Source organism: Faecalibacterium intestinale (assembly GCF_040096575.1).
Classification (GTDB): domain Bacteria; phylum Bacillota; class Clostridia; order Oscillospirales; family Ruminococcaceae; genus Faecalibacterium; species Faecalibacterium intestinale.
In genome coordinates, this window is sequence record NZ_JBBMEN010000001.1 from 208,581 (window position 1) to 229,662 (window position 21,082).

21 protein-coding genes are annotated in these 21,082 nt (G+C 54.3%); 2 read left to right on the forward strand and 19 right to left on the reverse strand.

Features of this window, described 5'->3' with window-relative positions:
* Positions 1 to 305: 305 nt before the first annotated feature.
* From WMO20_RS00965 to WMO20_RS00980, 4 genes are all read right to left on the reverse strand, one after another.
* The gene (locus tag WMO20_RS00965; RefSeq protein ID WP_349185552.1) at positions 306 to 1,142 is read right to left on the reverse strand and encodes an SDR family oxidoreductase; all 837 of its coding nucleotides are present in this window, start codon (positions 1,140 to 1,142) and stop codon (positions 306 to 308) included.
* A 22-nt stretch (positions 1,143 to 1,164) separates the two neighbouring features.
* Positions 1,165 to 1,470, reverse strand: a complete 306-nt coding sequence (locus WMO20_RS00970; RefSeq protein WP_005925791.1) for an AzlD domain-containing protein — start codon at positions 1,468 to 1,470, stop codon at positions 1,165 to 1,167.
* Positions 1,460 to 2,236, reverse strand: coding sequence for an AzlC family ABC transporter permease (locus tag WMO20_RS00975; RefSeq protein WP_112089907.1), 777 nt, complete (start codon positions 2,234 to 2,236; stop codon positions 1,460 to 1,462). Before WMO20_RS00975 ends, WMO20_RS00970 begins: the two co-directional genes overlap by 11 nt.
* A 533-nt stretch (positions 2,237 to 2,769) precedes the next feature.
* Positions 2,770 to 3,099: a winged helix-turn-helix transcriptional regulator gene (locus WMO20_RS00980; protein ID WP_128117876.1), complete on the reverse strand. Its 330-nt coding sequence runs from the start codon at positions 3,097 to 3,099 to the stop codon at positions 2,770 to 2,772.
* A 151-nt stretch (positions 3,100 to 3,250) separates the two neighbouring features.
* On the opposite strand from WMO20_RS00980, the gene WMO20_RS00985 reads away from it, so the two are divergent.
* On the forward strand, positions 3,251 to 3,778 hold the full coding sequence (locus WMO20_RS00985; protein ID WP_349185553.1) for a nitroreductase family protein: 528 nt from the start codon (positions 3,251 to 3,253) through the stop codon (positions 3,776 to 3,778).
* 233 nt (positions 3,779 to 4,011) lie between these two features.
* Here WMO20_RS00985 and WMO20_RS00990 read toward each other — a convergent pair whose 3' ends face one another.
* From WMO20_RS00990 to WMO20_RS01015, 6 genes are all read right to left on the reverse strand, one after another.
* On the reverse strand, positions 4,012 to 5,280 hold the full coding sequence (locus WMO20_RS00990) for a plasmid recombination protein (RefSeq protein WP_349185554.1): 1,269 nt from the start codon (positions 5,278 to 5,280) through the stop codon (positions 4,012 to 4,014).
* A gap of 253 nt (positions 5,281 to 5,533) precedes the next feature.
* Positions 5,534 to 5,767, reverse strand: a complete 234-nt coding sequence (locus tag WMO20_RS00995; protein WP_158390751.1) for a complexin-2 — start codon at positions 5,765 to 5,767, stop codon at positions 5,534 to 5,536.
* An 85-nt stretch (positions 5,768 to 5,852) separates the two neighbouring features.
* Entirely contained in the window at positions 5,853 to 6,977 is a 1,125-nt protein-coding gene (locus tag WMO20_RS01000; RefSeq protein WP_349185555.1) for an AAA family ATPase, read from the reverse strand.
* Complete coding sequence (locus WMO20_RS01005) at positions 6,974 to 7,303, reverse strand: plasmid mobilization protein (RefSeq protein WP_117948066.1); 330 nt, start codon at positions 7,301 to 7,303, stop codon at positions 6,974 to 6,976. Before WMO20_RS01005 ends, WMO20_RS01000 begins: the two co-directional genes overlap by 4 nt.
* Positions 7,300 to 8,376, reverse strand: a complete 1,077-nt coding sequence (locus tag WMO20_RS01010; RefSeq protein WP_349185556.1) for a site-specific integrase — start codon at positions 8,374 to 8,376, stop codon at positions 7,300 to 7,302. The genes WMO20_RS01005 and WMO20_RS01010 overlap by 4 nt, the downstream gene beginning before the upstream one ends.
* Before the next feature lie 4 nt (positions 8,377 to 8,380).
* Positions 8,381 to 8,566: a hypothetical protein gene (locus WMO20_RS01015; RefSeq protein ID WP_015538532.1), complete on the reverse strand. Its 186-nt coding sequence runs from the start codon at positions 8,564 to 8,566 to the stop codon at positions 8,381 to 8,383.
* 333 nt (positions 8,567 to 8,899) lie between these two features.
* On the opposite strand from WMO20_RS01015, the gene WMO20_RS01020 reads away from it, so the two are divergent.
* On the forward strand, positions 8,900 to 9,403 hold the full coding sequence (locus WMO20_RS01020) for a helix-turn-helix domain-containing protein (RefSeq protein ID WP_349185557.1): 504 nt from the start codon (positions 8,900 to 8,902) through the stop codon (positions 9,401 to 9,403).
* 157 nt (positions 9,404 to 9,560) lie between these two features.
* Here the strand turns inward: WMO20_RS01020 and guaA are convergent, their stop codons facing one another.
* From guaA to hprK, 9 genes are all read right to left on the reverse strand, one after another.
* Positions 9,561 to 11,111, reverse strand: a complete 1,551-nt coding sequence (gene guaA / locus WMO20_RS01025) for a glutamine-hydrolyzing GMP synthase (RefSeq protein WP_349185558.1) — start codon at positions 11,109 to 11,111, stop codon at positions 9,561 to 9,563.
* A gap of 92 nt (positions 11,112 to 11,203) precedes the next feature.
* Positions 11,204 to 11,839: a GyrI-like domain-containing protein gene (locus WMO20_RS01030; protein ID WP_349185559.1), complete on the reverse strand. Its 636-nt coding sequence runs from the start codon at positions 11,837 to 11,839 to the stop codon at positions 11,204 to 11,206.
* On the reverse strand, positions 11,829 to 12,212 hold the full coding sequence (locus WMO20_RS01035) for an MmcQ/YjbR family DNA-binding protein (RefSeq protein WP_349185560.1): 384 nt from the start codon (positions 12,210 to 12,212) through the stop codon (positions 11,829 to 11,831). The genes WMO20_RS01030 and WMO20_RS01035 overlap by 11 nt, the downstream gene beginning before the upstream one ends.
* Positions 12,213 to 12,374: 162 nt before the next feature.
* A complete protein-coding gene (pfkA, locus tag WMO20_RS01040) occupies positions 12,375 to 13,349 on the reverse strand; it encodes a 6-phosphofructokinase (protein ID WP_005925738.1) in 975 nt (324 codons plus the stop codon).
* A gap of 272 nt (positions 13,350 to 13,621) precedes the next feature.
* Complete coding sequence (locus WMO20_RS01045) at positions 13,622 to 17,131, reverse strand: DNA polymerase III subunit alpha (protein WP_349185561.1); 3,510 nt, start codon at positions 17,129 to 17,131, stop codon at positions 13,622 to 13,624.
* A complete protein-coding gene (whiA, locus tag WMO20_RS01050) occupies positions 17,128 to 18,060 on the reverse strand; it encodes a DNA-binding protein WhiA (protein ID WP_118657586.1) in 933 nt (310 codons plus the stop codon). The genes WMO20_RS01045 and whiA overlap by 4 nt, the downstream gene beginning before the upstream one ends.
* 16 nt (positions 18,061 to 18,076) lie before the next feature.
* Positions 18,077 to 18,940 carry an RNase adapter RapZ gene (rapZ, locus tag WMO20_RS01055; protein WP_112090008.1) on the reverse strand — a complete coding sequence of 288 codons (864 nt, stop codon included), beginning with the start codon at positions 18,938 to 18,940 and terminating at the stop codon, positions 18,077 to 18,079.
* A gap of 31 nt (positions 18,941 to 18,971) precedes the next feature.
* Positions 18,972 to 19,868: a UDP-N-acetylmuramate dehydrogenase gene (gene murB / locus WMO20_RS01060; RefSeq protein WP_349185562.1), complete on the reverse strand. Its 897-nt coding sequence runs from the start codon at positions 19,866 to 19,868 to the stop codon at positions 18,972 to 18,974.
* A 28-nt stretch (positions 19,869 to 19,896) separates the two neighbouring features.
* Complete coding sequence (gene hprK / locus WMO20_RS01065) at positions 19,897 to 20,832, reverse strand: HPr(Ser) kinase/phosphatase (protein WP_015538538.1); 936 nt, start codon at positions 20,830 to 20,832, stop codon at positions 19,897 to 19,899.
* Between the last annotated feature and the right edge of the window lie 250 nt (positions 20,833 to 21,082).

A 21,082-nucleotide genomic window follows, 5' to 3' on the forward strand; every position in this document is an offset into this window, starting at 1 on the left:
TCAAGCTTGACTTCCTTCAAAAATTCCACTCTCCTCAAGGTTTTAAAGGTTTATGCGGTTCGGATGCTTTGCAAAAAAGCGAAAACATTATAGCAAAATGCAGATAAGATGTAAAATAAGTATGACTTTTTACATGAAGAAATGCTGCATCCTATAAGCGAACTTTTCTCCGGCAGATAAGCAAAAAAGCAGGGTTTCCGTATGATTTGTCACACCCTGTCGGGCTGGCAGCATACAGAATCCCCTGCTTTTTTCGTGCTTTTCTCTGTTTTTTGTGCGATACGGAAAAATTTGATTCTCTGAGGTCAGCGCAATCCATAATCCCGCAGACAGCGCGTCAGCCCTGCCTGTGTGGTGTCAAATACGATGCCCTGCGCCCACAGCTTGCTGCAATCCATTGCAAGGTTTCGTGCCCAGTCGGCTTCCTGAATATCGACCGTGATCCCCAGTGTCTTAGCAAACTGCCGGGCAGTCAACACCATATTTTCAGCGTTCTCACTGCCGAAGTTATAGACCCCGCCGGGCAGGGTCAGGGCAGGCTCCAGCAGCGCCACCGCCTGACGGACATAGGTGATGCCCCGGAAATCCTGGACAGAAAAGCGGAGAGATTCTCCCCGCTGTGCCGCACGCAAAAGGTTCAGCAGCAGGTTGCCCCGGATGGGCAGCTGGTACCCCGGCAGGTCGTACATCCATGTGGCGCGCAGCAACACGGCGCTCGGGCAGAGCGCCTGCACCTGCTGCTCCATTTCCAGCTTGCCCTGCCCATACACATTGGCAGGCTGCAGCGGAATGGTTTCCGGCAGTGGACCGGACTGCTCTACACCGGCATAGACCTGATCCGAGCTGAAAGCCACAAGCTTTGCGTCTGTTTCCGCTGCGGCACGGGCAAGCCAGACCGGCAGCTCCACATTGACGCGGTAAGCCTGCTCCGGGTGGTCGGCGCAGTAACCGGTATCCGAAATAGCTGCGGTATGCAGAATGACATCCGGGCGCTGCTGAAAAATAGCCTGCCGCACGGCATCCTCCCCTGCTGCTGCCAAAAAGCCTTTGGGAAAGGCGCACAGCTCGTAACGCCCCGCCCATTGCTGCATCACGCGGGATCCTACAAAGCCGCCGGCACCGGTTACAAGGATCTTTTTCATTTTGTTCTCCTGTTATAAGATTTCAGATGAAAAATTCCAGCACGAACACCACGGCACAGCAGCCCGCAGCCACCTGAAACAGACTTGCGCCAAACCATGCGGCGGCAATGCCGACTACCAGTGCAACAGCACCTGCTGCCGGGCTCTGCGTTGCCTGAATGATGGCCGGGAAGGTCATCACAGCCAGCGTCACATAGGGCACATAGTACAAAAACGACTGGATAAAGCGATTTTTGATAGGCTTGCGAATCAGCGTCAGCGGCAGAATGCGGATGGCATAAGATACCAGCGCCATGACCGCAATATAGATATAATTGTTATGCGTCATCTTCGTTTTCCTCCTGCCTGACCGGGAACAGCACCGCTGCTGCGCCGGAGATCGCCACCGTTAAAAGAATGGTGCGGGTACCCTCGGAGAGCGCCGAGATGCCCGGCAGATAGCTGCACAGAAAGCTCAGCGCAAAGCTGATGATAACCAGTACGGCAACGACCCGGTCTTTGCGAGCCGGCGGGATAATGATGGCTAAAAACATTCCGTACAGCGCCACACTCAGGGCACTGACCACCCGCAGCGGCAGCAGGTTGCCCGCTATAATGCCCAGCGCCGTACCGGAAGCCCAAGCCGGTGCCGCCAGCAGGATGGCTCCATAGGTATAGTACGGGTTCAGGCTGCCCGGGCGGGCGATGGTAATGCCAAACAGCTCGTCCGTGACATCGTAGCCGATGAGCAGCCGATGCCAGAAGGGCGTTTCCGGTGCAAAGCGCTGTGCCAGTGCACAGCTCATCAACAGATACCGCGCATTGGCGATCAGGGTGATGACTGCCACCTCAAAATAGGTGGCGTTTGCCATGATCAGCGCAAATGCGGCATATTCTCCTGCAGAGGCGTTGTTCAGCAGGCTGACAAGAAACCCCTGAAACGGCGTAAAGCCCGCCTTGCGCGCCGCAATGCCCAGCGAAAACGATACCGCAAAGTAGCCCAGCGCAATGGGCACGCCATCCCGCATTCCATCGCAGAACACCTTGCGGCTGAACTGATCCGCCCTTCCCGTTTGGACGAGCTGTGGCTCCAAAAGCCTCTGCTTCGATTCCATAGTTGATACTTCCCCTTTCCTATTTTGCAAACAACGGATCCTATTATACTCCCCTGCGGGCGGAGAAGGAAGGGGTTTAGGGCTTTTTTGTGCAAAATACTGCGTTTATCGCAATTTTCAAAAAAGTGCCTATCAAAACGGCATATTTGCGATATGCAGTTTGCGGATGTTGCTTGGGCATTAAAAATGCAAACTGCTATAAAAGGGTTACCGTTTGCTCTGATACAGGAGATACTTTGAACGTTACAGTCTATTTGACCGTACCAGAAGAAAAAACACCCCGGGAGGTTTCGTTTTAACGGAACCCTCCGGGGTGATGGTGCTATTGGGGATTACTCGAGCTCGGTAAGTTTAAATTGTAACTAAGCAAATTTGTTTAGTGCATCTATCTTTGGATGTTCACTTTTCCATGAGATTGCCGTGGTAGATGTGACTTGCTGATTTTTTAGTATCAGGATAGTATCACGCAACCAGTGGGATCTCTGGGAGTATTATAACGTATTTACGTTCAGGATGCAACTGCCTTTTAAGGATTACTTCTTGCTTGCATCTGCCAGATAGTTCTCTCCCCATTTACACATCGCATCCAAAATAGGAATGATACTTCTCCCAAAGTCGCTGAGCGAATATTCTACCTTTGGCGGCACAACAGGATAAACTTTCCGAATAACCAAGTTATCATTTTCAAGCTCCCGAAGCTGCTGTGTCAGCATTTTAGGCGTTGCCTTGGGAATCAACTTTCCTATCTCATTAAAGCGCAAGGTATTATCAATCAAATGCCACAGAATAAGTGCTTTATATTTCCCACCAATCAAATCGAGGGTTGCTTCAACCGGGCAGCTAAAGGTACTTGGACATTTCATTTTTCTCTTCCCTACACTATCTTTTTAGGTAGTATATAACAAAAAAGTGCGTTCTTGCTTTTTTGAAAACGACTGATAAAATCATAGCATAGGCTGATTGAATTATCAAGACCCTACACAAATTTACACTTCCAGAAAGGACCATCACATTATGGATTTTTTGACACTTGCAAAGAAACGGTATAGTGTACGCGCTTACACAAAGCAGAAGGTTGAGAAGGAAAAGCTGGATGCCATCTTAGAGGCAGCTCACGTTGCACCCACGGGTGGTAATTGCCAGCCTCAACACCTGATTGTAGTGCAGAGTGATGAGGGCCTTCGTAAAATTGGACAGGCCACAAATATCTATGGTGCGCCGCTGGCAATTATCGTTTGCAGCGATACAAATAAGGTCTGGACACGTCCCTTTGATGGTAAAAAGCTGACCGATATTGATGCAAGCATCATTACCGACCACATGATGATGGAAGCCACCTACTTAGGTTTAGGAAGCGTATGGGTATGCTATTTCAAGCCGGACATCCTGAAGGCTGAATTTAAGATTCCCGACAACCTTGAACCGGTCAACATCCTTGTCATCGGCTACGCCGACACCTCTCGTGAAAAGGCTCTGTCCGCAGATCGCCATGCAAAAATGAGAAACTCTCTTTCTGCTATGGTATCTTTCGAGAATCTTTAACTTAAAATTATATCTTTATATCATTCTATTTTCTCTGGCACGTCCAACCATTAAGTTTTTCTTAATAGTTCCAACTGCTAAACTCGAACCATCCAAAAATCCTGGATAGTTGACAGACTGCCCAAGTTATTAAGCAACGCTTAACAACTGCCCTGAACTCTTCGGATTTTCCGAAAAGTTGCCCCTATATGTACAGACCCCCGCCAATATCCGCTGGCGGGGGTCTGCTATGCTTACAAATCTATGCTGTTCTGCCTGTTCTTCTTCTGGCTCCTATCTGTGGTCTGCTCCTGCTCCCTCATAAGCCCAATGACCTGCTGCATCTTTTCGGCACCGAAATAGTTCCATACTCGCCTGAAATCACGTTTCATCGCATAGAGCTGAGAGTTTTCAGCCTCCACCTCTTTCAGCCGCTGGCTTAGATGATGGGTAGCTTTCTTCTCGTCCTGATAGAAATACTGGTACTTATCCCTCTCGTTCTTAACCTCCCAGTACTTCCGATGGAGGGCAAAGAGTACCTTCACCAACTTCTGGATCAGCGGCATGGCCTTCTTCTCCCGATAGCTCTTGGCGGTCTCAAATGTGGCTGCTTCTGGCACCAATTCTTCTGGCCGCTGGGAGTATTGCGCTGACAGGTTTTCCAAACCTTCCATAATGGGAGCCAGCTTGTTCAGCTTCTGGCTCTGCTTCTGGTAGGTCAGCTCTGCTTTCTGTACCCGCTGTTCAGCGGCTTCTACGGCTGTCTGCGCTGTTTCCAGCTGTTCCTGCATCTCGGTCAGGTCGGTCTGGCACTCCTGCTTGGCAGCTTCCAGAGCCGCTACCTCTTTACTACGCTCCTGCTTTTTGAAGTCCAGCACAGACAGGTGCTCTTCCTGGGTGCCTTTCTGTTCCCACTCGATGCCGTGCCGCTCCATCACGGCGGCAAGCTGCTCTTTCTCGGCGTTGATCCACTGGTTCAGCTCGGATTCCCGTTTAGAACCGCCTGCAAAGCCCAAGGCTTTCAGCGCCTGCTTCAGGGACACCTTGGTGTCCAGTCCTTTGCCCTTCCAGCCGGACACATACGGCACGAAGTCGATGTGCAGATGGGGCGTAGCTTCGTCCATGTGGAGGAAAGCCCCGAACACCCGCAGTGTCGGGTTCCGCTCTTGGAAGCCCTGCATATACTCGTCCAGCAGTTCCTTTGCCAGTGCGCCATTCTCGGTCAGGACACCCATATCATCTTTGTTGCCGATCTGGACGATCAGCTCATGGAAAAGCTTTTCCTGCTTGCCTGTCCGCAGGTGCTCATAGTAGTCGGTGATACAGCGGTCCTTGCGCTTCTGCTTGTCATTGTAATGCTTCACTGCCTCGTCAAACAGTTCGTGGTACACTTTCTGAATCGGTTCATCCCGGTATATGACATTCAGGCTGCTGCGCTCCGGGTCTACGTTTTCAGCGGTGAAACTTCTCCGGTTATGGTTGAGGGAGCCGGGGCCCCGCATTGCGGAAATGGTTCTTTTCAATCGCACGTCCTTTCTCTGTGGAAGTAACTGGTGCCGGACACGGCAAAGGCTTTGTTACTTTCGTCGAAAGTAACGCAAAAGCACTTTTGACAGACGTTCCGTCCATCAAAAGATGCCTTTGCGCCCTGCCGGGGGCTTCCGTCTGCGGACGGGGTTTCGCTGTACCTCGCCGCTGCCCGGTCCAACACCACCTTCCTGCGTGATTGCATTCACAAGAGCGTGACACGCTCCTGTACTTTGCCAATAGAGGGACTCACCAGCGGAAGCTTTCTGGCACGCCTCGTCTGTCCAGATACTCCTGCCGAGCCTGCTCCCGCTGTTCCTCGGTGGGTGCTGTCTTGTACTGGGCATACAGCTCATGCCGCAGCATCGCATCCAGTTTTTGCTCCAAGCCCTGTTCAATAATCTCTTCGTACTCATTTTCGCCGCTCAAATGATAATGCAGCAAGGCGACGAAAAGTTCCTGCGAAATCTGCACATTTTTCATCATTGTCACCATCTCGTGTCGGTTGTGTCGATTGTGACGGTATTTTACATAGTAGCAAAAATACCGTCACAACCGTCACGAATCGTCACGCCCCAGAATTTTCCAGCGTCAATTTGACCACTCTGCCCTCATGGGTGCGCCTACTTTCGTACCGAATTCCATAATCGTTGTAGAGCCTGTCGGCACTCACGTTCAGCTTCCGGGTCAGGATGTTTGCCTGTATGCTCACACCCGACAGACGTTCCAGCAGCTCCGTGGGCGTACCGCTCCACTCCGGCTGTTCCGGGGTGAGGATCTTTGCCACCGCTTCCAGAAGCGGGTCGGGCGGCAGCTTCCAGAGTTCCGTTTCGGCTCCTTGGAACTCCCACACGCAGCGTTCCCGGTTGAACTCCAACGTCAACTCCTGATCCGGCTGGTCACGTCCCACAATGTCCAGCAGGGCGGTGTTGTCCGTGCGCCGCTTCTTCTGCATGATGAATGCTCCATCCGCTGCACCCAGCAGGCCATTGGTGCCAGAGATCATATCGAAGCTATCCTCGGCTTCCATTTTCCGGGTGTGGTGAACCACCAGCAGGCAGATGCCGTACCTGTCGCTGAAAGTTTTCAGTTTGGTCACGATCTCGTAGTCGCTGGCGCAGCTGTATCGGTCACCGCCGATTTCCCGCACCTTCTGCAGGGTGTCGATGATGATGAGCCGTACATCCGGGTGCTCCCGGATGAATCCTTCCAACTGCTGGTCAAGTCCCTCGCTCACGGACTTAGCTTGCGTTGCAAAGTAGAGATTGTTGGTCTCCTCTACCCCGAACATCCGGGAGAGCCGCCGCTGCAGCCGGGCGTAATCGTCCTCCAATGCAAGGTAGAGGACGGTGCCCTGATGCACCTCGTACTCCCACAGCGGAAGCCCCATCGCCACATGGTAGGCGAGCTGCCCCATGAAGAAGGACTTACCCACCTTGGGCGCTCCTACAAAGAGGTAGGTGCCACTGTACAGCAGGTCGTTCACGATGGGTCTCCGGGGTGGATACACCGTGTCGTACAATTCGGTCATTGATACCGTGTTCAGCCCGAAATTGTTTGGCTTTTTCGCGGCTTGCAGATTGATTTGCTTGTCCGAATTTGTTATAATATTGGTGCTAGTTTTGTGAGACGACTGTACCGCATCTGCGCCAACAGATGCACCCGGTACGGTCGTTTTTCTATTGTCCGTCATTCGCATTCCTCCTTAAGTCCGTTCAACGTCAGAGTTACCATTTGCAGGGTCTCCAGCAAGTCCGGCGGGACTTCTTCATCCACGGCCAGCCGCTGCAGTTCCTGATAGATCAGCTCCATCTGGCCTCGTAGGGCTTTGTAGACCCTTGGGTTGCCTACCACGGTGATCTCCCGGTCAGTCAGGCGGCGGATGATATACTCCTGTTTTGTCAACCCGGAGAGCTTTACTTTGGCTTCCAGAACCTCGTCCTCTTCCGGGGACATTCGGAAGGCCACCACCTTGTTCCGCCAGCGGCCTTGCTGGTCGAGTACTCGTTCCATCTTCATCCCTCCCTTCGCTCCATGTCCAGCTTCTGCGCCATCTCCTGCTGCTTTGAGGGGAAAAGGTGGGCGTACTTATAGGTGATGTCCACGCTCTCATGCCCCACCCGGTCTGCAATTGCCAGAGCCGAGAAGCCCATCTCGATCAACAGTGATACATGGGAGTGCCGCAGGTCGTGGATTCGTATCCGCTTCACCCCGGCTTCCTTGGCTCCCCTGTCCATCTCGTGGTGCAGGTAGCTCTTGGTCACCTCAAAGATCCGCTGGTCTGGCTGGACTTTGTAGAGGGATTTCAGATAGTCTCTGATCTCGTCCGTCAGAAACTGCGGCATCTGGATGACACGGACGCTCTTGGGTGTTTTCGGGTCGGTGATCACATCCCGGCCTTTCAGCCTTTGATAGGATTTGGTGATGGAGAGCAGCCCCTTGTCCAAGTCGAAGTCTGCCGGAGTCAGAGCCAGCAGCTCGCCCTCCCGGATGCCACACCAGTAGAGGACCTCAAAAGCGTAATAGGATTGCGGCTTGTCCATCATGACTTCTGCGAATTTGAGGTACTCTTCCTTTGTCCAGAAAAGCATTTCCTTGTGCTTTTCTGACCCCATGCACCCGGCTGTGGCTGCTGCGTTTGATTTCAGTCCGTAGAACCGGACGGCGTGATTCAGAATGGCACTGAGTTGTCCATGCAGCGTCTTGAGGTAGGTCGGCGAGTAGGCCTTGCTGTTTTTGTCCCGGTAGTTCAGCATCTCGTTCTGCCATGCGATCACATCCCGCGGCCTGATCTCGCTGAGCCGCTTTTCTTTGAAATACGGTAAGATTTTCGTTCGGATGATGTGCTCTTTGGTAGACCAGGTGTTTTCCCGGAGTCGCTTTTTCTTGTCCGTGATATAAATTTCCACGAACGCTTCAAAGGTCATGGTCAGGTCTGCTGCCTGCTGAAGAAGGAACTCCCGCTCCCACGCCAGAGCGTCCTTCTTGGTGGCAAACCCCCGTTTCAGCTTCTTCTGCTTCACACCTTGCCAGTTCTCGAAGTAGAAGGAAGCGTACCATGTGCCCTGCCTGTTGTCCTTGTAGGCTGGCATCCTATCACTCCTCCCCTGCCCCGTAGATCTTCTCCTGATAGTACCTCCTGCTTACCCGGCCTCCCACGGTCGTGTAGCCCTTGGCTCTCAGTTCCTCGTTCCACTGGGCAATCATTTTGTACGCCAGACCCTGCGAGATGTCCAACTCCTTTGCCAGCTCGTCTGCCTTGATAAAAATGCTGTTTGCCATTTTTTGTCCTTTCCTTGTCGGTTTCATTTCGGTGCCGCTTCATCCTCGCTGACTTCCGGCAGGCATATCCCCTTTGCGGTGCTGTGCCGTCCCCTTGTGGAGCGCTCGCTTCCTTTCGGAAGGTCTTGGCGGTTTGGATCAGTTTGGCGGTCATTCAATTTTACTAAGCATTTTTGTTTATCTTTTTGTGCTCTCATTATACTAAACACATTCCGTTAAGTCAAGAGGCTTTCGGGTAAAATCTTAAACTTTTTTGTTTATTTTCTATTGCACCTCCTATTTTTCTGTGCTATACTAGGTTCAACAAATATGTTTAAGTCAGGAGGCAATCGCATGGCAGTCGGTGACCGCATCAAACGTGCCCGCAACCTCCGAGGTATGACCCAGAAAGAACTGGGCATCGCCATCGGGTTTGAGGAGAAGAGCGCAGACATCCGTATCGCACAATACGAAAGCAACACCCGCACTCCTAAAGAAGAGTTGCTCCGCAAGATTGCGGAGGTACTGGATGTGAACTACCGTTCCCTCTATGAGCCGACCTTGTACGCCGCAGAGGATGTGATGTACACTCTGTTCGAACTGGATGAACACTACCCCGGCACCCGGCTCTACGAGGTCACAGACACCACCGACCCAGATTTCCCGGAAAAGCACATGGCAGTCAGCTTCCGCTATCGCCTGCTGGATGAGTTCTTAAAGGAGTGGCAGCTCCGTAAGAAGCAGCTCCGGGAGAGCGAGATCACCAAGGAAGAGTATCTGGAATGGAAGCTCAACTGGCCTCAGACCGCCGACGGCTGCGGCCGGTACGAGCCGAAGAAAAAGTGGCGTAAAGAATAAAAGACACAAAAATGCCCTCTGAAAAACTTACCGTTTCTCAGAGGGCATTCTCATGTCTCTCTTTATGAATAATCGCCTGATAGTATCAAAGCAGTATCACAGAGCCTTTTGACTCTCAAAATATTGCATTGCATCAATACTTTTCAGGTTTTGCAGATTACTCGAGCTCGATCGTTGCAGGCGGCTTACCGGTGCAATCGTAGAACACGCGGTTGACGTGCTTGACTTCGTTGACGATGCGGCTGGTGACAGTGCCCAGAACATCCCACGGCATATCATAGCTTTCTGCGGTCATGAAATCAGTAGTGGTCACAGCGCGCAGCGCAACGGCGTAATCGTAGGTGCGCTCGTCGCCCATAACGCCAACGCTGTGCATATTGGTCAGCGCAGCGTAATACTGGCTGATCTCCTTATCCAGACCGGCCTTGGCGATTTCTTCGCGCCAGATGGCGTCAGCGTCCTGCACAATGGTGACCTTCTCGGGGGTCACCTCGCCGATGATGCGGATGCCCAGACCGGGGCCGGGGAACGGCTGACGGCTGACCAGATACTCGGGCAGACCCAGCTCGCGACCAGCCTGACGGACTTCGTCCTTGAACAGGTTGCGCAGAGGCTCTACCAGCTCCTTGAAGTCCACGGTATCGGGCAGACCGCCCACGTTGTGGTGACTCTTGATGACGGTGGACTCGCCGCCCAAACCGCTCTCCACCACGTCAGGGTAGATGGTGCCCTGTGCAAGGAAGTCCACCTTGCCGATCTTCTTGGCCTCTTCCTCGAACACGCGGATGAACTCTTCGCCGATGATCTTGCGCTTGCGCTCCGGCTCGGTGACGCCCTTCAGCTTGCTGAAGTAGCGGTCGCGGGCATCCACACAGATGAAGTTGATGTCGAAGCCGTTGGCATTACCCGGGCCAAAGACAGAGCAGACCTCTTCCTTTTCGTTCTTACGCAGCAGACCGTGATCCACGAACACGCAGGTCAGCTGCTTGCCGATGGCCTTGGCCAGCATAGCGGCCAGCACGGAGGAATCCACGCCGCCGGACAGTGCGCACAGCACCTTGCCCTCGCCGATGCGCTCCCGCAGAGCCTTGACATTGTTCTCTACAAAGGAATCCATCTTCCAGTCGCCGGAGCAGCCGCAGACGTTGTACACGAAGTTGCGCAGCATCTTCTTGCCCTCGGCGGTGTGCAGCACCTCCGGGTGGAACTGTACGGCGTACAGACCCTTTTCGGCATTTTCAACGGCTGCCACAGGGCAGTTTGCGGTGTGGGCAGTGATCTCAAAGCCGGGAGCCGCCTGCTCGATGTAGTCATTGTGGCTCATCCAGCAGATGGTAGAAGGCTGCACATCGGTGAACAGCTTGCTCTCGGTGTTCACAAACACCTCGGTCTTGCCGTACTCACGCTCGGGAGCGCGGCAGACATGACCGCCCAGCAGGTGCATCATCAGCTGGCTGCCGTAGCAGATGCCCAGCACAGGCACGCCCCAGCTGAAGATCTCGGGGTCGATGGTGGGAGAATCCTCCAGATAAACGCTGTTGGGGCCGCCGGTGAAGATAATGCCCTTGGGATTCTTGGCCTTGATGACCGAAAGATCGGTTTTATAGGAATAGATCTCGCAGTAGACATTATTTTCTCGGACGCGGCGGGCAATCAGCTGATTGTACTGTCCGCCAAAGTCCAGCACGATGACAGTTTCATGCTGCATGATGTTTTCCTCCATTTTAAAATGTGTTTTACAGATAAATTTAGTATAGCACATCTTACAACAAAAAGCGACAGTTTTTGTGAAGTTTTCTGTTATTCTATTTTGCGGATCGGATGCCGCAGCACGGTTTTCAGCTTCTCCGGTGCAGTGCGGCGCGGGTCGCCCAGATAGATCTCGTGATGGAAGCGCGTGTCTGAAAAATCCGGGCAATATCCCTGCTCCGCTGCAAACGCATCCAGCTGCCGCAGGGTCTCCGGCTCGGTGTCGTAGGGGCCGATGTGCATACACTGCACGCACAGACCTTCATCGTAGGTAAAAAACTCCACCTTAGAAAAGTCTTTTTTCTTTTTGGCGGTGGCTTCCTGCACTGCCCAGTCAAATTCGGCACGGGTGACAAATTCCGGCAGACGAATCATGGAGGTCCAGATAAAAGACGACTTGTCGGCAAAATCCACACCCTCTGTCCCAGGCTGATGCCACAGTCCCTCCAGCGGCGGAACGACATATTCAAAATAGCCATCCATCTTATGGTTGCCCTTGCAGCTCATTTTAATGGTAAACGCAATGCCGTACAGCAACTCTAGCGCCGCCTTGTATTCCCCTGCTGGGTCGTTGGGGTTACCCTTGCCATGTACCGCCACAAAATTCATCGCAGGGACGGTGATGATCTGCGGTTTCTTCGGCGGGAGGTAAAATTCTTTATATTCCTTCTTATAGTCAAATGGCATCCTTCTTTTCTCCTTCCAACAGCTCACGCTGTTTCTTTTTGCTAAAGCTGCCCAGCACAAGCCGATAAGATTTTTCCAGCATCTCCCGCAGCAGTGCATCCGGCACGTTTCCATCTGCTTTTACAGAGTTCCAATGCACCTTGTTCATGTAGTAGCCCGGAATGATGTCCTTATACTGTCTGCGCAGAAAATCGCCCTCGGCGGGGTCTAGCTTGCAGGTAATATACACCGGCTTTCCCGTGGCATCATCCAGACAGACGGCTGCAAACATTTTGCCGCCGATGTGGTATCTTATCCAGTTCCACTCTGCCTGTAAGTCTTTGGTAACGCCAGGCTTTTGTAAAAGCTCCGTGTCGATCCAGCTGTATTTCATGGCGACACCTCCGTTTTTTCTCAGTATAACTTATTCGGAAACATTTGTAAACAAAAAGTTGTTGAATTTCACCTATGATACGTCATCTCTGAAAAATCAGTAGCAAAAAGAGCCATCTGCTCAGAAAATCCAAACAGATGGCTCTTGCATTTGATGTTATGATCAGATGGAAATGGTGTTGCACACATCCACCAGCACGGGGTCAAGGCTCTTGGTCATCTCCAAAGCCTCGTCCACGGGGTAGTCCACCAGCTTCTCACCCTTCATGCCGACGATGCGGTTATACTTGCCCTGCTCCAGCAGGCAGACAGCCTGATAGCCCATGGCAGAAGCATTCACGCGGTCGCGCAGAGTGGGAGAACCACCGCGCTGCACATGGCCCAGAATGGTTGCGCGGGAATCGATGCCGGTGCGTGCTTGGATCTCGTTGGCGATCTCCTGTGCATGACCCACACCCTCGGCCACAATGATGATAAAGTGACGCTTGCCGGTCTTTTGGGTCTCGGCGATCTTATCCAGAATGTCGCGCTGCATATCGAATTCCTTCTCGGGCAGCAGCACAGCCATAGCGCCGGAGGCGATGGCCACGTTCAAAGCGATGTAACCGGCGTTGCGGCCCATAACCTCGACCACACTGCAGCGGTCGTGGCTCTGGGTGGTGTCGCGCAGCTTGTCGATCATTTCCAGCGCGGTGTTCATGGCGGTATCGTAGCCGATGGTGTAATCGGTGCAGCCGATATCGTTATCAATGGTGCCAGGCAGGCCGATCATGGGGATGCCGCGGTGTGCCAGTGCGCGGGCACCGCGATAGGAGCCGTCGCCGCCAATAACGACCAGTGCATCAATGCCCAGCTCGCGGCACTTTTCAGCGCCCTTATCCTGACCTTCCTTGGTCTTGAACTCCAGGCAGCGTGCCGTATACAGAATGGTGCCGCCAGCAGAGATGATGTTAGAAACGCTGCGCAGGTTCATTTCAAAGCACTCGCCGTTCAGCAGGCCGTTATAGCCGCGCTGAATGCCGATCATACGGAAGCCCTTATGCAGGCCGGTGCGTACCACAGCGCGCACAGCAGCGTTCATGCCGGGAGCATCACCACCGCTTGTAAGCACGCCAATCGTTTTGATTTGCTTTTCCATACGAGAGATTCCCTCCAATTTACAGTTCAGTTCTTCATTTACCCTTTTGCCTGTCCCCTCTTCTTCCAGAAACAGGCCAGTTGCTTTGCAACAGCTTTGATTCGCCTTTAATGATTATAGCACACCATCCAGACAAATTTCAATAGGGTTTTGAGACTTTATGCAATTCCATGCAGTGCAAAATAGCGGCGATATATCGTGTTATTTTCGTGTTTCGTTCCACTTGGAAAATTTAAAATCGTCCCATGCGGTGCCATTCGTGCACAAATATGTCATTTTGTTGCAACGTTTTCTACACCCAGCATCCGCTCCAGCTCTTTGAAGAAGAGCGGATGCCCAGAAGTGTACAGCCGGCGCGGTGCGGCCAGCTTCTGCTTGGTATCTTCCAGATACAAAATCACCGGGATATCTCCATCGAAGATTTCCAACAGGTTCACCACTTTATCGTACTGGGGGCAGCTGCGGGACGGCAGACGGATGAACACCCGCCGGGCAGCGGTTTTGACAGGATCCGGGCGGCCTTTGTCCAAGCGGGTCGGGTCGTAGCTGTCAATGGGCAGAATGCTGTCTGCCAGCAGCTTGGAGACTTCATCTTCCCGCACGGAAAGCCGGCCGTCGATGACCACAACAGCGTTTTCCTGAATGGCATCCCGGAACCTGTCCAGCACCTTGGGGAACACGATCACCTCCATGGTGCCGGTCAGATCCTCCACGCTGGTAAAGGCCATCATACTGTTGGATTTAGTTGTCATCATGCGGTTTTTGACCACAGCACACACAATGCGCACCTTTTCGCCGTCCTGCACATGGGCATCCTCGCCGGTGAGAGCCTTGATGGTATGGGAGCCGATACGGGCAGACTTTTCCCGGTAAGCATCCAGCGGATGGCCGGACAGGTACAGACCGCTGACCTCTTTTTCCTGCTGCAGCAGCTCGGCAGGGGTGTACTCTGCCAAGGGGCGGATCTCGTAGACGTCCTCCTGCGGGCCTTGCTGCACTTCCCCGCTCATCACGGAGAACAGATCCAACTGCCCTTCCAGATTGCGGCGGGAGTCGGTCTCGATGCTCTTGAGGATGCCCTCTACCGCCTCCACCATACTGTGGCGGTTGGAACCAAAGCAGTCAAAGGCACCGGCTTTGATCAGGCTTTCCACCGCGCGGCGGTTCAGCTCGCTGCCGTGCATCCGCTTGCAGAAATCGTAAAGGCTGGTATAGGGCTTTCCCCTGCGCTCAGTAACTGCGTTCTCGATGAGGTTGCGGCCCACATTTTTCACGGCATTCAGGCCAAAACGGATCTGACCGTTATCATCTGCGGTAAAGCCGCCGTTGGAGATGTTCACGTCCGGCGGCAGCACCTTGATGCCCAAACGGGCGCACTCGCCAGAATACTCGATGACCTTATCCGTATTATCCAGCACGCTGGTGAGCAATGCTGCCATGAACTGGCTGGGGTAATGGCACTTGAGATAAGCCGTCTGGAATGCCACATAGGCGTAGCAGGCCGCATGGCTCTTATTGAAAGCGTAGGACGCAAAGCTGGACATTTCGTCGTAGATCTGGTTTGCCACCTGCTCCGGGATGCCGTTGGCAACGCAGCCCGGACATTCGTGACCGGGTTCGGTACAGCCGTGCACAAAGTGCTCCCGCTCTGCTTCCATGACAGCGTGCTTCTTTTTGCTCATGGCGCGGCGAACGTTATCTGCCTGCCCGAAGGAGAAGCCTGCCAGTTCCCGGAAGATCTGCATGACCTGCTCCTGATAGACGATGCAGCCGTTGGTCACATCCAGAATGTGCGCCAGCTGCGGGGTCTTGTAGCTGATTTTGTCCGGCTCGTGCCGGTTGCGCAGATAGGTGGGAATGGAGTCCATGGGGCCCGGACGGTACAGACTGATCAGAGCGATGACATCTTCAAGGTTCTGGGGCTGCAAACCCACAAGCACCTGCTTCATGCCGGAGGATTCCAGCTGGAACACGCCCTCGGTATCGCCCTGACCCAGCATTTTATAGGTGTCCGGGTCATCATAATCCAGCTTTCGGATGGAGAACTCCGGGTGCTGCTTTTGCACCGCAACCTCTGCGTCCCGGATGACGGTCAGGGTGCGCAGACCCAGAAAGTCCATCTTCAAAAGACCCAGTTCCTCGATCTCGGTCATGTTGAACTGGGTCACCGGCAGGCCGTCGTTGGTGGCAAGCGGTAGATAATAATCGGTCGGCTCCGGCGTGATGACCACGCCCGCCGCGTGGGTGGAGGCGTGCCGGGGCATTCCCTCTACCTTTAAAGCGGTGTCGATGAGTTCGGTCACCTGCGGGTCAGTGTCATAAAGCTTTTTCAGCTCGCTGGAAACTTCCAACGCCCGTTTCAGGGTCATCTTCAGTTCCATGGGCACAAGCTTTGCTACCACATCCACCTGCTGGTACGGGATACCCATCACCCGTCCCACGTCCCGGATGGCGTTGCGGGCAGCCATAGTACCAAAGGTAACGATCTGCGCCACATGGTCCGCACCGTATTTGCGGTTGACGTAGTCGATGACCTCCTGTCGGCGCTCGTAACAGAAGTCCACGTCAAAATCCGGCATACTGACGCGCTCGGGGTTCAAAAAGCGCTCGAAAATCAGGTTATAGCGGATGGGGTCGATATCTGTGATGCCCACACAGTAGGCGGCAATACTGCCCGCGCCGGAACCACGTCCCGGCCCTACCGGGATGCCCTGACTTTTTGCAAAATTGATATAGTCCCACACGATGAGGTAGTAGTTGGTATACCCCATGGTCTTGACCACACCGATCTCGTATTTCAGGCGGTCGATGTTGGCCTGCGGCACATCCGGGCCGTAGCGGCGCTCCAAGCCGTCCCAGCAGAGCTTTTCAAAGTAGGCCTGATTGTCCATGCCGTCCGGGGCTTTGTAGTAAGGGATCTTGGTGTGACCGAATTCAAAGTCAAAATTGCACTGCTCGGCAATCTTAGCCGTATTGGCACAGGCTTCCGGCACCATGGAGAACAGCTCGTACATCTCGTCTGTGGTCTTGACGTAGAATTCATCAGTCTGGAACTCCATGCGGTCGGCATCCTGAATGGTCTTACCGGTCTGGATGCACAGCAGGATGCTTTGCATCTTGGCGTCCTCTTTGCGCAGATAATGGGCGTCGTTGGTGGCTACCATGGGGATGCCCGTCTCCCGGGAAAGCTTGATAAGCTGCGGCAGAACGGTGGTATCCTCCTTCAAGCCGTGATCCTGCAATTCGATGTAGTAATTCTCTGCACCGAACAAGTCCCGGTACCACAGCGCCGTTGCCTTTGCGCGTTCGTAGTCTCCTGCCAGAATGGCCTGCGGGATCTCGCCCGCCAGACAGGCCGAAAGGCAGATAAGTCCCTCGTGGTATTGCTCCAAAAGCTGCTTATCCACACGGGGCTTGGAATAAAAGCCCTCCACAAAACCGGCAGAGACCATTTTTATAAGGTTCTTATAGCCAGTCTCGTTTTTGCACAATAAGATCAGGTGGTTATTGCCGTCTATCTTATTTACCTTATCAAAGCGGGTGCGGGTGGCAACATAGACTTCACACCCGATGATGGGCTTGATGCCCGCCTTTTTAGCTGCTTTATAAAACTGCACACAACCGTACATTACGCCGTGGTCGGTGCAGGCAATAGCGGTCTGTCCGCATTCCTTCACCCGCTCCATCAGCTGGTCGATGCGGCAAGCACCGTCCAGTAGGCTGTATTCCGTATGGATATGCAGGTGGGCAAAGGGGCGGGTATTTGCGGTGGATTCACTCATTGTACTGCCTCCTGTCCCTCCTGCTGGCGCTGACGGAGATTCTCTGCCAGTGCCTCCAGCTTTTTCATCCGGTGCGATAAGCCGGATTTGCTCACCGCCGGGTCAAAGCAGCCGCACAGCGCAGTAAGCGAAAGATCCGGGTATTGCAGACGCTTGGCTGCTGCCTGCTGCAATACTTCCGGCAAAGTTTCCAGCGCGTGCTGCTCCTGCAAATAGCGGATGGCTTTCAGGGTCTGGGCGTTTGCCCGCGCCGTTTTGCCAAGGTTTGCAGTATCGCAGTTGGTCTGCCGGTTGGTCTGATTGCGCACCTGCTTAAACGCCTTGAGGACGCTGATCTGTGTTGCTGCATCCGCAGCGCCCATAAAGCGGAGCAGCCGCTCCACATTGGCACCGGTCTTAACGTAGATCAGGTTCACGCCGTTGCGGCGGGTGCGGTGGGGCGCAAACTCGTGCTCGGCCAGCAGCGCTTCAAAATCCCGGGCGAGGTTCGTCCGGGAGGTGAGAAATTCCAGATTATATTCCTTTTGCGGGTCGGTGACCGTGCCGCTGCACAAAAAGGCCATGGCGATATAGGCGCTGACGCAGGTCTGGCAGCGGATAAGCCCGGGGTCGATCTGCAAACTGGTCTCCCTGCCGGTGGTGCCGAACAGCTCGTGCAGGCGGGTGACCTGCTCCGCATCGCGGATATTGAACTCGTACAGCACACCGCTGGCGCGGGGCTTTTCCAAGATCTCGCCCCGGATGCCGCAGCGGGCAAACAGCTGCTGTGCCAGCTGCACGGTATGGGGCTGCTCGGTTTGCAGCACAAGGCCGCGGGCATCAAAGTATTTGGCAAAGCAGGCAATGCCATAGGCAGCTGCACGCACACAGCACTCCTTGGTAGGGCTGCGCTGCGCGATCTCCTCCCGCGCACTGGATGCAAAACTCATAGTAGTTCCTCTATTTTCAGCGCACGGCGTCCCGGTGCTGCACCCCGGGCTCGTAGCCCAGAGAAGTGCAGTATTCCGCAAGCTTGCGTGCAAATGTGATGGAGCGGTGCTTGCCGCCCGTGCAGCCCACCGCAATGGTCAGCTGGCTTTTGCCTTCCTTGACATAGAGCGGCAGGGCGTACTGCAAAAAGTTCTCGTACCGGTGCAACAGCTCCTGTGCTTCGGGGTGGCTCATGACAAAATCCACCACCTCCTGATCCAGCCCGGTCTTGTGCTTCAGTTCCGGCACATAGAAGGGGTTGGGCAGGCAGCGCACATCCAGCACAAGGTCGGCTTCCGGCGGCAGACCAAACTTGAACCCGAAGGACATGATGGTGAGCCGCATGGCATTTTTTGCCCCGCCGTTTTTCATGAACAGATCGCAGATACGCTCTTTATTCTGGGAGGTGGAGAGCAGGCCGGTATTGATGGTATAGTTTGCACGTTCCTTTAAGGGCTGCAGGATCTGCCGCTCCTTCAAAAAGGCATCCCGGGTGGAGATGCCTTCTGCAATGCTGATGGGGTGGCGGCGGCGGGTCTCGCTGTAACGGCGCATCAGCACATCATCCGGTGCATCCAGAAACAGGATCTTATAGGGTGTTTTCTGGTCATCCAGCTGCTGCAGGGCCGTCTCGATCTGTTCCCTGCTGCGGCAGCCGCGCACATCCATGGAAAGCGCCACCCGCTCCAACTGGTTGTCGCCCGCCTTGGAAAACGCCGTAATGCTGGGCAGCAGCCCCGCCGGGACGTTATCAATGCAGAAAAATCCGATATCCTCCAGCGCATTCATAGCCACTGACTTTCCCGCGCCGGAAAGTCCGCTGACGATCAACAGCTCCATCTGTGTTCCCCACTCCCTCTATTCCCGCAGCTCAGCGCACTACGCGGATCTCTTTTTCCAAATCATAGCCGGTCTTTTCTTTTACGATGGTGCGTACTTCCTCGCACAGTGCCAGCACATCAGCGCAAGTTGCGCCGCCAAGGTTCACCACAAAGCCGCAGTGCTTCTCGCTGACGGCGGCACCGCCGTGCCGGTAGCCCCGCAGACCACACTGGTCGATGAGGGCAGCGGCAAAAGCACCCACCGGGCGCTTGAAAGTACTGCCGGCGCTGGGCTTATCCAGCGGCTGCTTGTCCAGCCGTTTTGCCATCAGTTCGTCCATTTTAGCGCGGATGGCTTCCGGCTCGCCCGGGGTCAGGGCAAACTGCGCTGAAAGGATGCAGCCGCCGTTTTCTTCAAAAATGCTGTGGCGGTAGCGCAGGTCAAGCTCCGATGCTGCCGACTCTTTCACTTCGCCTTCGGCGGTAAGGTACTGCACCGTGGTCAGCACGTCCTTCATCTCACCGCCGTAGGCACCGGCGTTCATGTAGACTGCGCCGCCCACCGTGCCGGGGATGCCATAAGCAAATTCCAGTCCGGTCAGGCCGTGTTCCAGCGCCGTTTTGCACAGTGCCGAAAGCCGCACGCCCGCCCCGGCGGTGAGCTGTGTGCCGTGCACCTCCACAGCGTCCTGCATGGAGGAAATATCCAACACTGCGCCGTTGTAGCCTTCGTCGGCAAACAGGATATTACTGCCATTGCCCAGCAGATAATACCGGACGCCCTGCGCCTTGCACAAGGCAACGGCGCGGCAAAGCTGCGCCCGGTCTGTCGGCTGCACGAACAGCCGCGCCGGGCCGCCGATTTTAAAGGTACAATGCGCCGCCAGCGGCTCATTTTCTTTATAAGCAATGCCTGCTGCGGTCAGCAGCTGCTTGAGTTGTTCCATAGGGTCAGGCTCCTTTTTATAGAGAGTTTCAGTCCATTTTGTCATCCAGTCCCAGCCGGATCAGCAGCTCCTTGGCTGCGTTATAGCCCATCTTCTTCTGGCGGTTATTGATGGCTGCGGTCTCCAGCACAACAGCCAGATTACGGCCGGGAGAGACCGGGATGCTGGTGCTGGGAATGCTCACGCCCAGAATGTCGTAGTATTCGCTTTCCAGACCGGTGCGCTGGTAGTTCTTGGTGGGGTCCCACGCTTCCAGCTGCACCACCAGATCCAAACTTTCGCTCAGCTTGACAGCACCCACGCCGTACACACGAGCCACGTTGACGATGCCAATGCCGCGCAGTTCGATGAAGTGGCGGATGTTTTCCGGTGCAGTGCCCATGATCTGACGGTTGGACACCTTGCGCAGCTCCACGGCGTCATCTGCCACCAGACGGTGGCCGCGCTTGACCAGCTCAATGGCCAGCTCGCTTTTGCCGATGCCGCTGTCGCCAAGGATCAAGATGCCCTCGCCGTACACCTCCACCAGCACGCCGTGCCGGGTGATGCGGGGCGCAAGCTCCAGATTCAGCACGCTGATCAGGCTGCCCATCAGGGTGCAGGTAGTCTCGTTAGAGCGCAGCAGGGCGACCGCGTGCTTCTGCGCCAGTTCCTGCATCTCCGGGAAGGGCGCCAGCTCCTCGCTGCGGCAGACGATGACCGCCGGGGGCTGCTGCCGGAACAGCTGCTCCAGCGCTTCGTAGCGCTTTTCTGCCGTCAGACCGGACAGAAAGTTCATCTCTGCCAGACCCATGATCTGCAGGCGGAGCTTATCGAAGTAATCATAGTAGCCCGCCAGAAACAGACCCGGGCGGTTGACCTCAGCGATCTCCACACTGATCTCATCCAGCGCCCGGGGGGTGTATACTACTTCCATGCTGACGCGGTCGGTCAGCGTTTTAAGCGAAACATTGAACGTACCCATCCTGGTTCCTCCTGTATCCTATTGCCGCGCCGTGCTGCGGGCACTCTTATTCTTATTATAATAAAATTTGGCGTCAAATACAACGCCCGGGGCGCTGTTTTTGTACTGCAGGCAGGAAACCGACGCTGCATCGCTGCCCGTGCACAGGATTTTTACATTTTTCTTACTTTACATGGGTTTTACATTTCGTCGATTTCAAATTTTACATTATTTTTCTATACTTAAAGCACAGGAGAAAAACACGTCAAGA

Coding starts and splice junctions, on each gene's coding strand:
- whiA (WP_118657586.1), bottom strand. CDS start 18,060: ATGAGTTTTGCATCCAGTGCGCGGGAGGAGATCGCGCAGCGCAGCCCT.
- WMO20_RS01045 (WP_349185561.1), bottom strand. CDS start 17,131: ATGAGTGAATCCACCGCAAATACCCGCCCCTTTGCCCACCTGCATATC.
- WMO20_RS01030 (WP_349185559.1), bottom strand. CDS start 11,839: ATGCCATTTGACTATAAGAAGGAATATAAAGAATTTTACCTCCCGCCG.
- WMO20_RS01010 (WP_349185556.1), bottom strand. CDS start 8,376: ATGCCAGCCTACAAGGACAACAGGCAGGGCACATGGTACGCTTCCTTC.
- hprK (WP_015538538.1), bottom strand. CDS start 20,832: ATGGGTACGTTCAATGTTTCGCTTAAAACGCTGACCGACCGCGTCAGC.
- WMO20_RS01005 (WP_117948066.1), bottom strand. CDS start 7,303: ATGAAGATGGAACGAGTACTCGACCAGCAAGGCCGCTGGCGGAACAAG.
- WMO20_RS01000 (WP_349185555.1), bottom strand. CDS start 6,977: ATGACGGACAATAGAAAAACGACCGTACCGGGTGCATCTGTTGGCGCA.
- guaA (WP_349185558.1), bottom strand. CDS start 11,111: ATGCAGCATGAAACTGTCATCGTGCTGGACTTTGGCGGACAGTACAAT.
- WMO20_RS00965 (WP_349185552.1), bottom strand. CDS start 1,142: ATGAAAAAGATCCTTGTAACCGGTGCCGGCGGCTTTGTAGGATCCCGC.
- WMO20_RS01035 (WP_349185560.1), bottom strand. CDS start 12,212: ATGAAATACAGCTGGATCGACACGGAGCTTTTACAAAAGCCTGGCGTT.
- WMO20_RS00985 (WP_349185553.1), top strand. CDS start 3,251: ATGGATTTTTTGACACTTGCAAAGAAACGGTATAGTGTACGCGCTTAC.
- murB (WP_349185562.1), bottom strand. CDS start 19,868: ATGGAACAACTCAAGCAGCTGCTGACCGCAGCAGGCATTGCTTATAAA.
- WMO20_RS01020 (WP_349185557.1), top strand. CDS start 8,900: ATGGCAGTCGGTGACCGCATCAAACGTGCCCGCAACCTCCGAGGTATG.
- WMO20_RS00975 (WP_112089907.1), bottom strand. CDS start 2,236: ATGGAATCGAAGCAGAGGCTTTTGGAGCCACAGCTCGTCCAAACGGGA.
- WMO20_RS00995 (WP_158390751.1), bottom strand. CDS start 5,767: ATGAAAAATGTGCAGATTTCGCAGGAACTTTTCGTCGCCTTGCTGCAT.
- WMO20_RS00980 (WP_128117876.1), bottom strand. CDS start 3,099: ATGAAATGTCCAAGTACCTTTAGCTGCCCGGTTGAAGCAACCCTCGAT.
- WMO20_RS01015 (WP_015538532.1), bottom strand. CDS start 8,566: ATGGCAAACAGCATTTTTATCAAGGCAGACGAGCTGGCAAAGGAGTTG.
- rapZ (WP_112090008.1), bottom strand. CDS start 18,940: ATGGAGCTGTTGATCGTCAGCGGACTTTCCGGCGCGGGAAAGTCAGTG.
- pfkA (WP_005925738.1), bottom strand. CDS start 13,349: ATGGAAAAGCAAATCAAAACGATTGGCGTGCTTACAAGCGGTGGTGAT.
- WMO20_RS00970 (WP_005925791.1), bottom strand. CDS start 1,470: ATGACGCATAACAATTATATCTATATTGCGGTCATGGCGCTGGTATCT.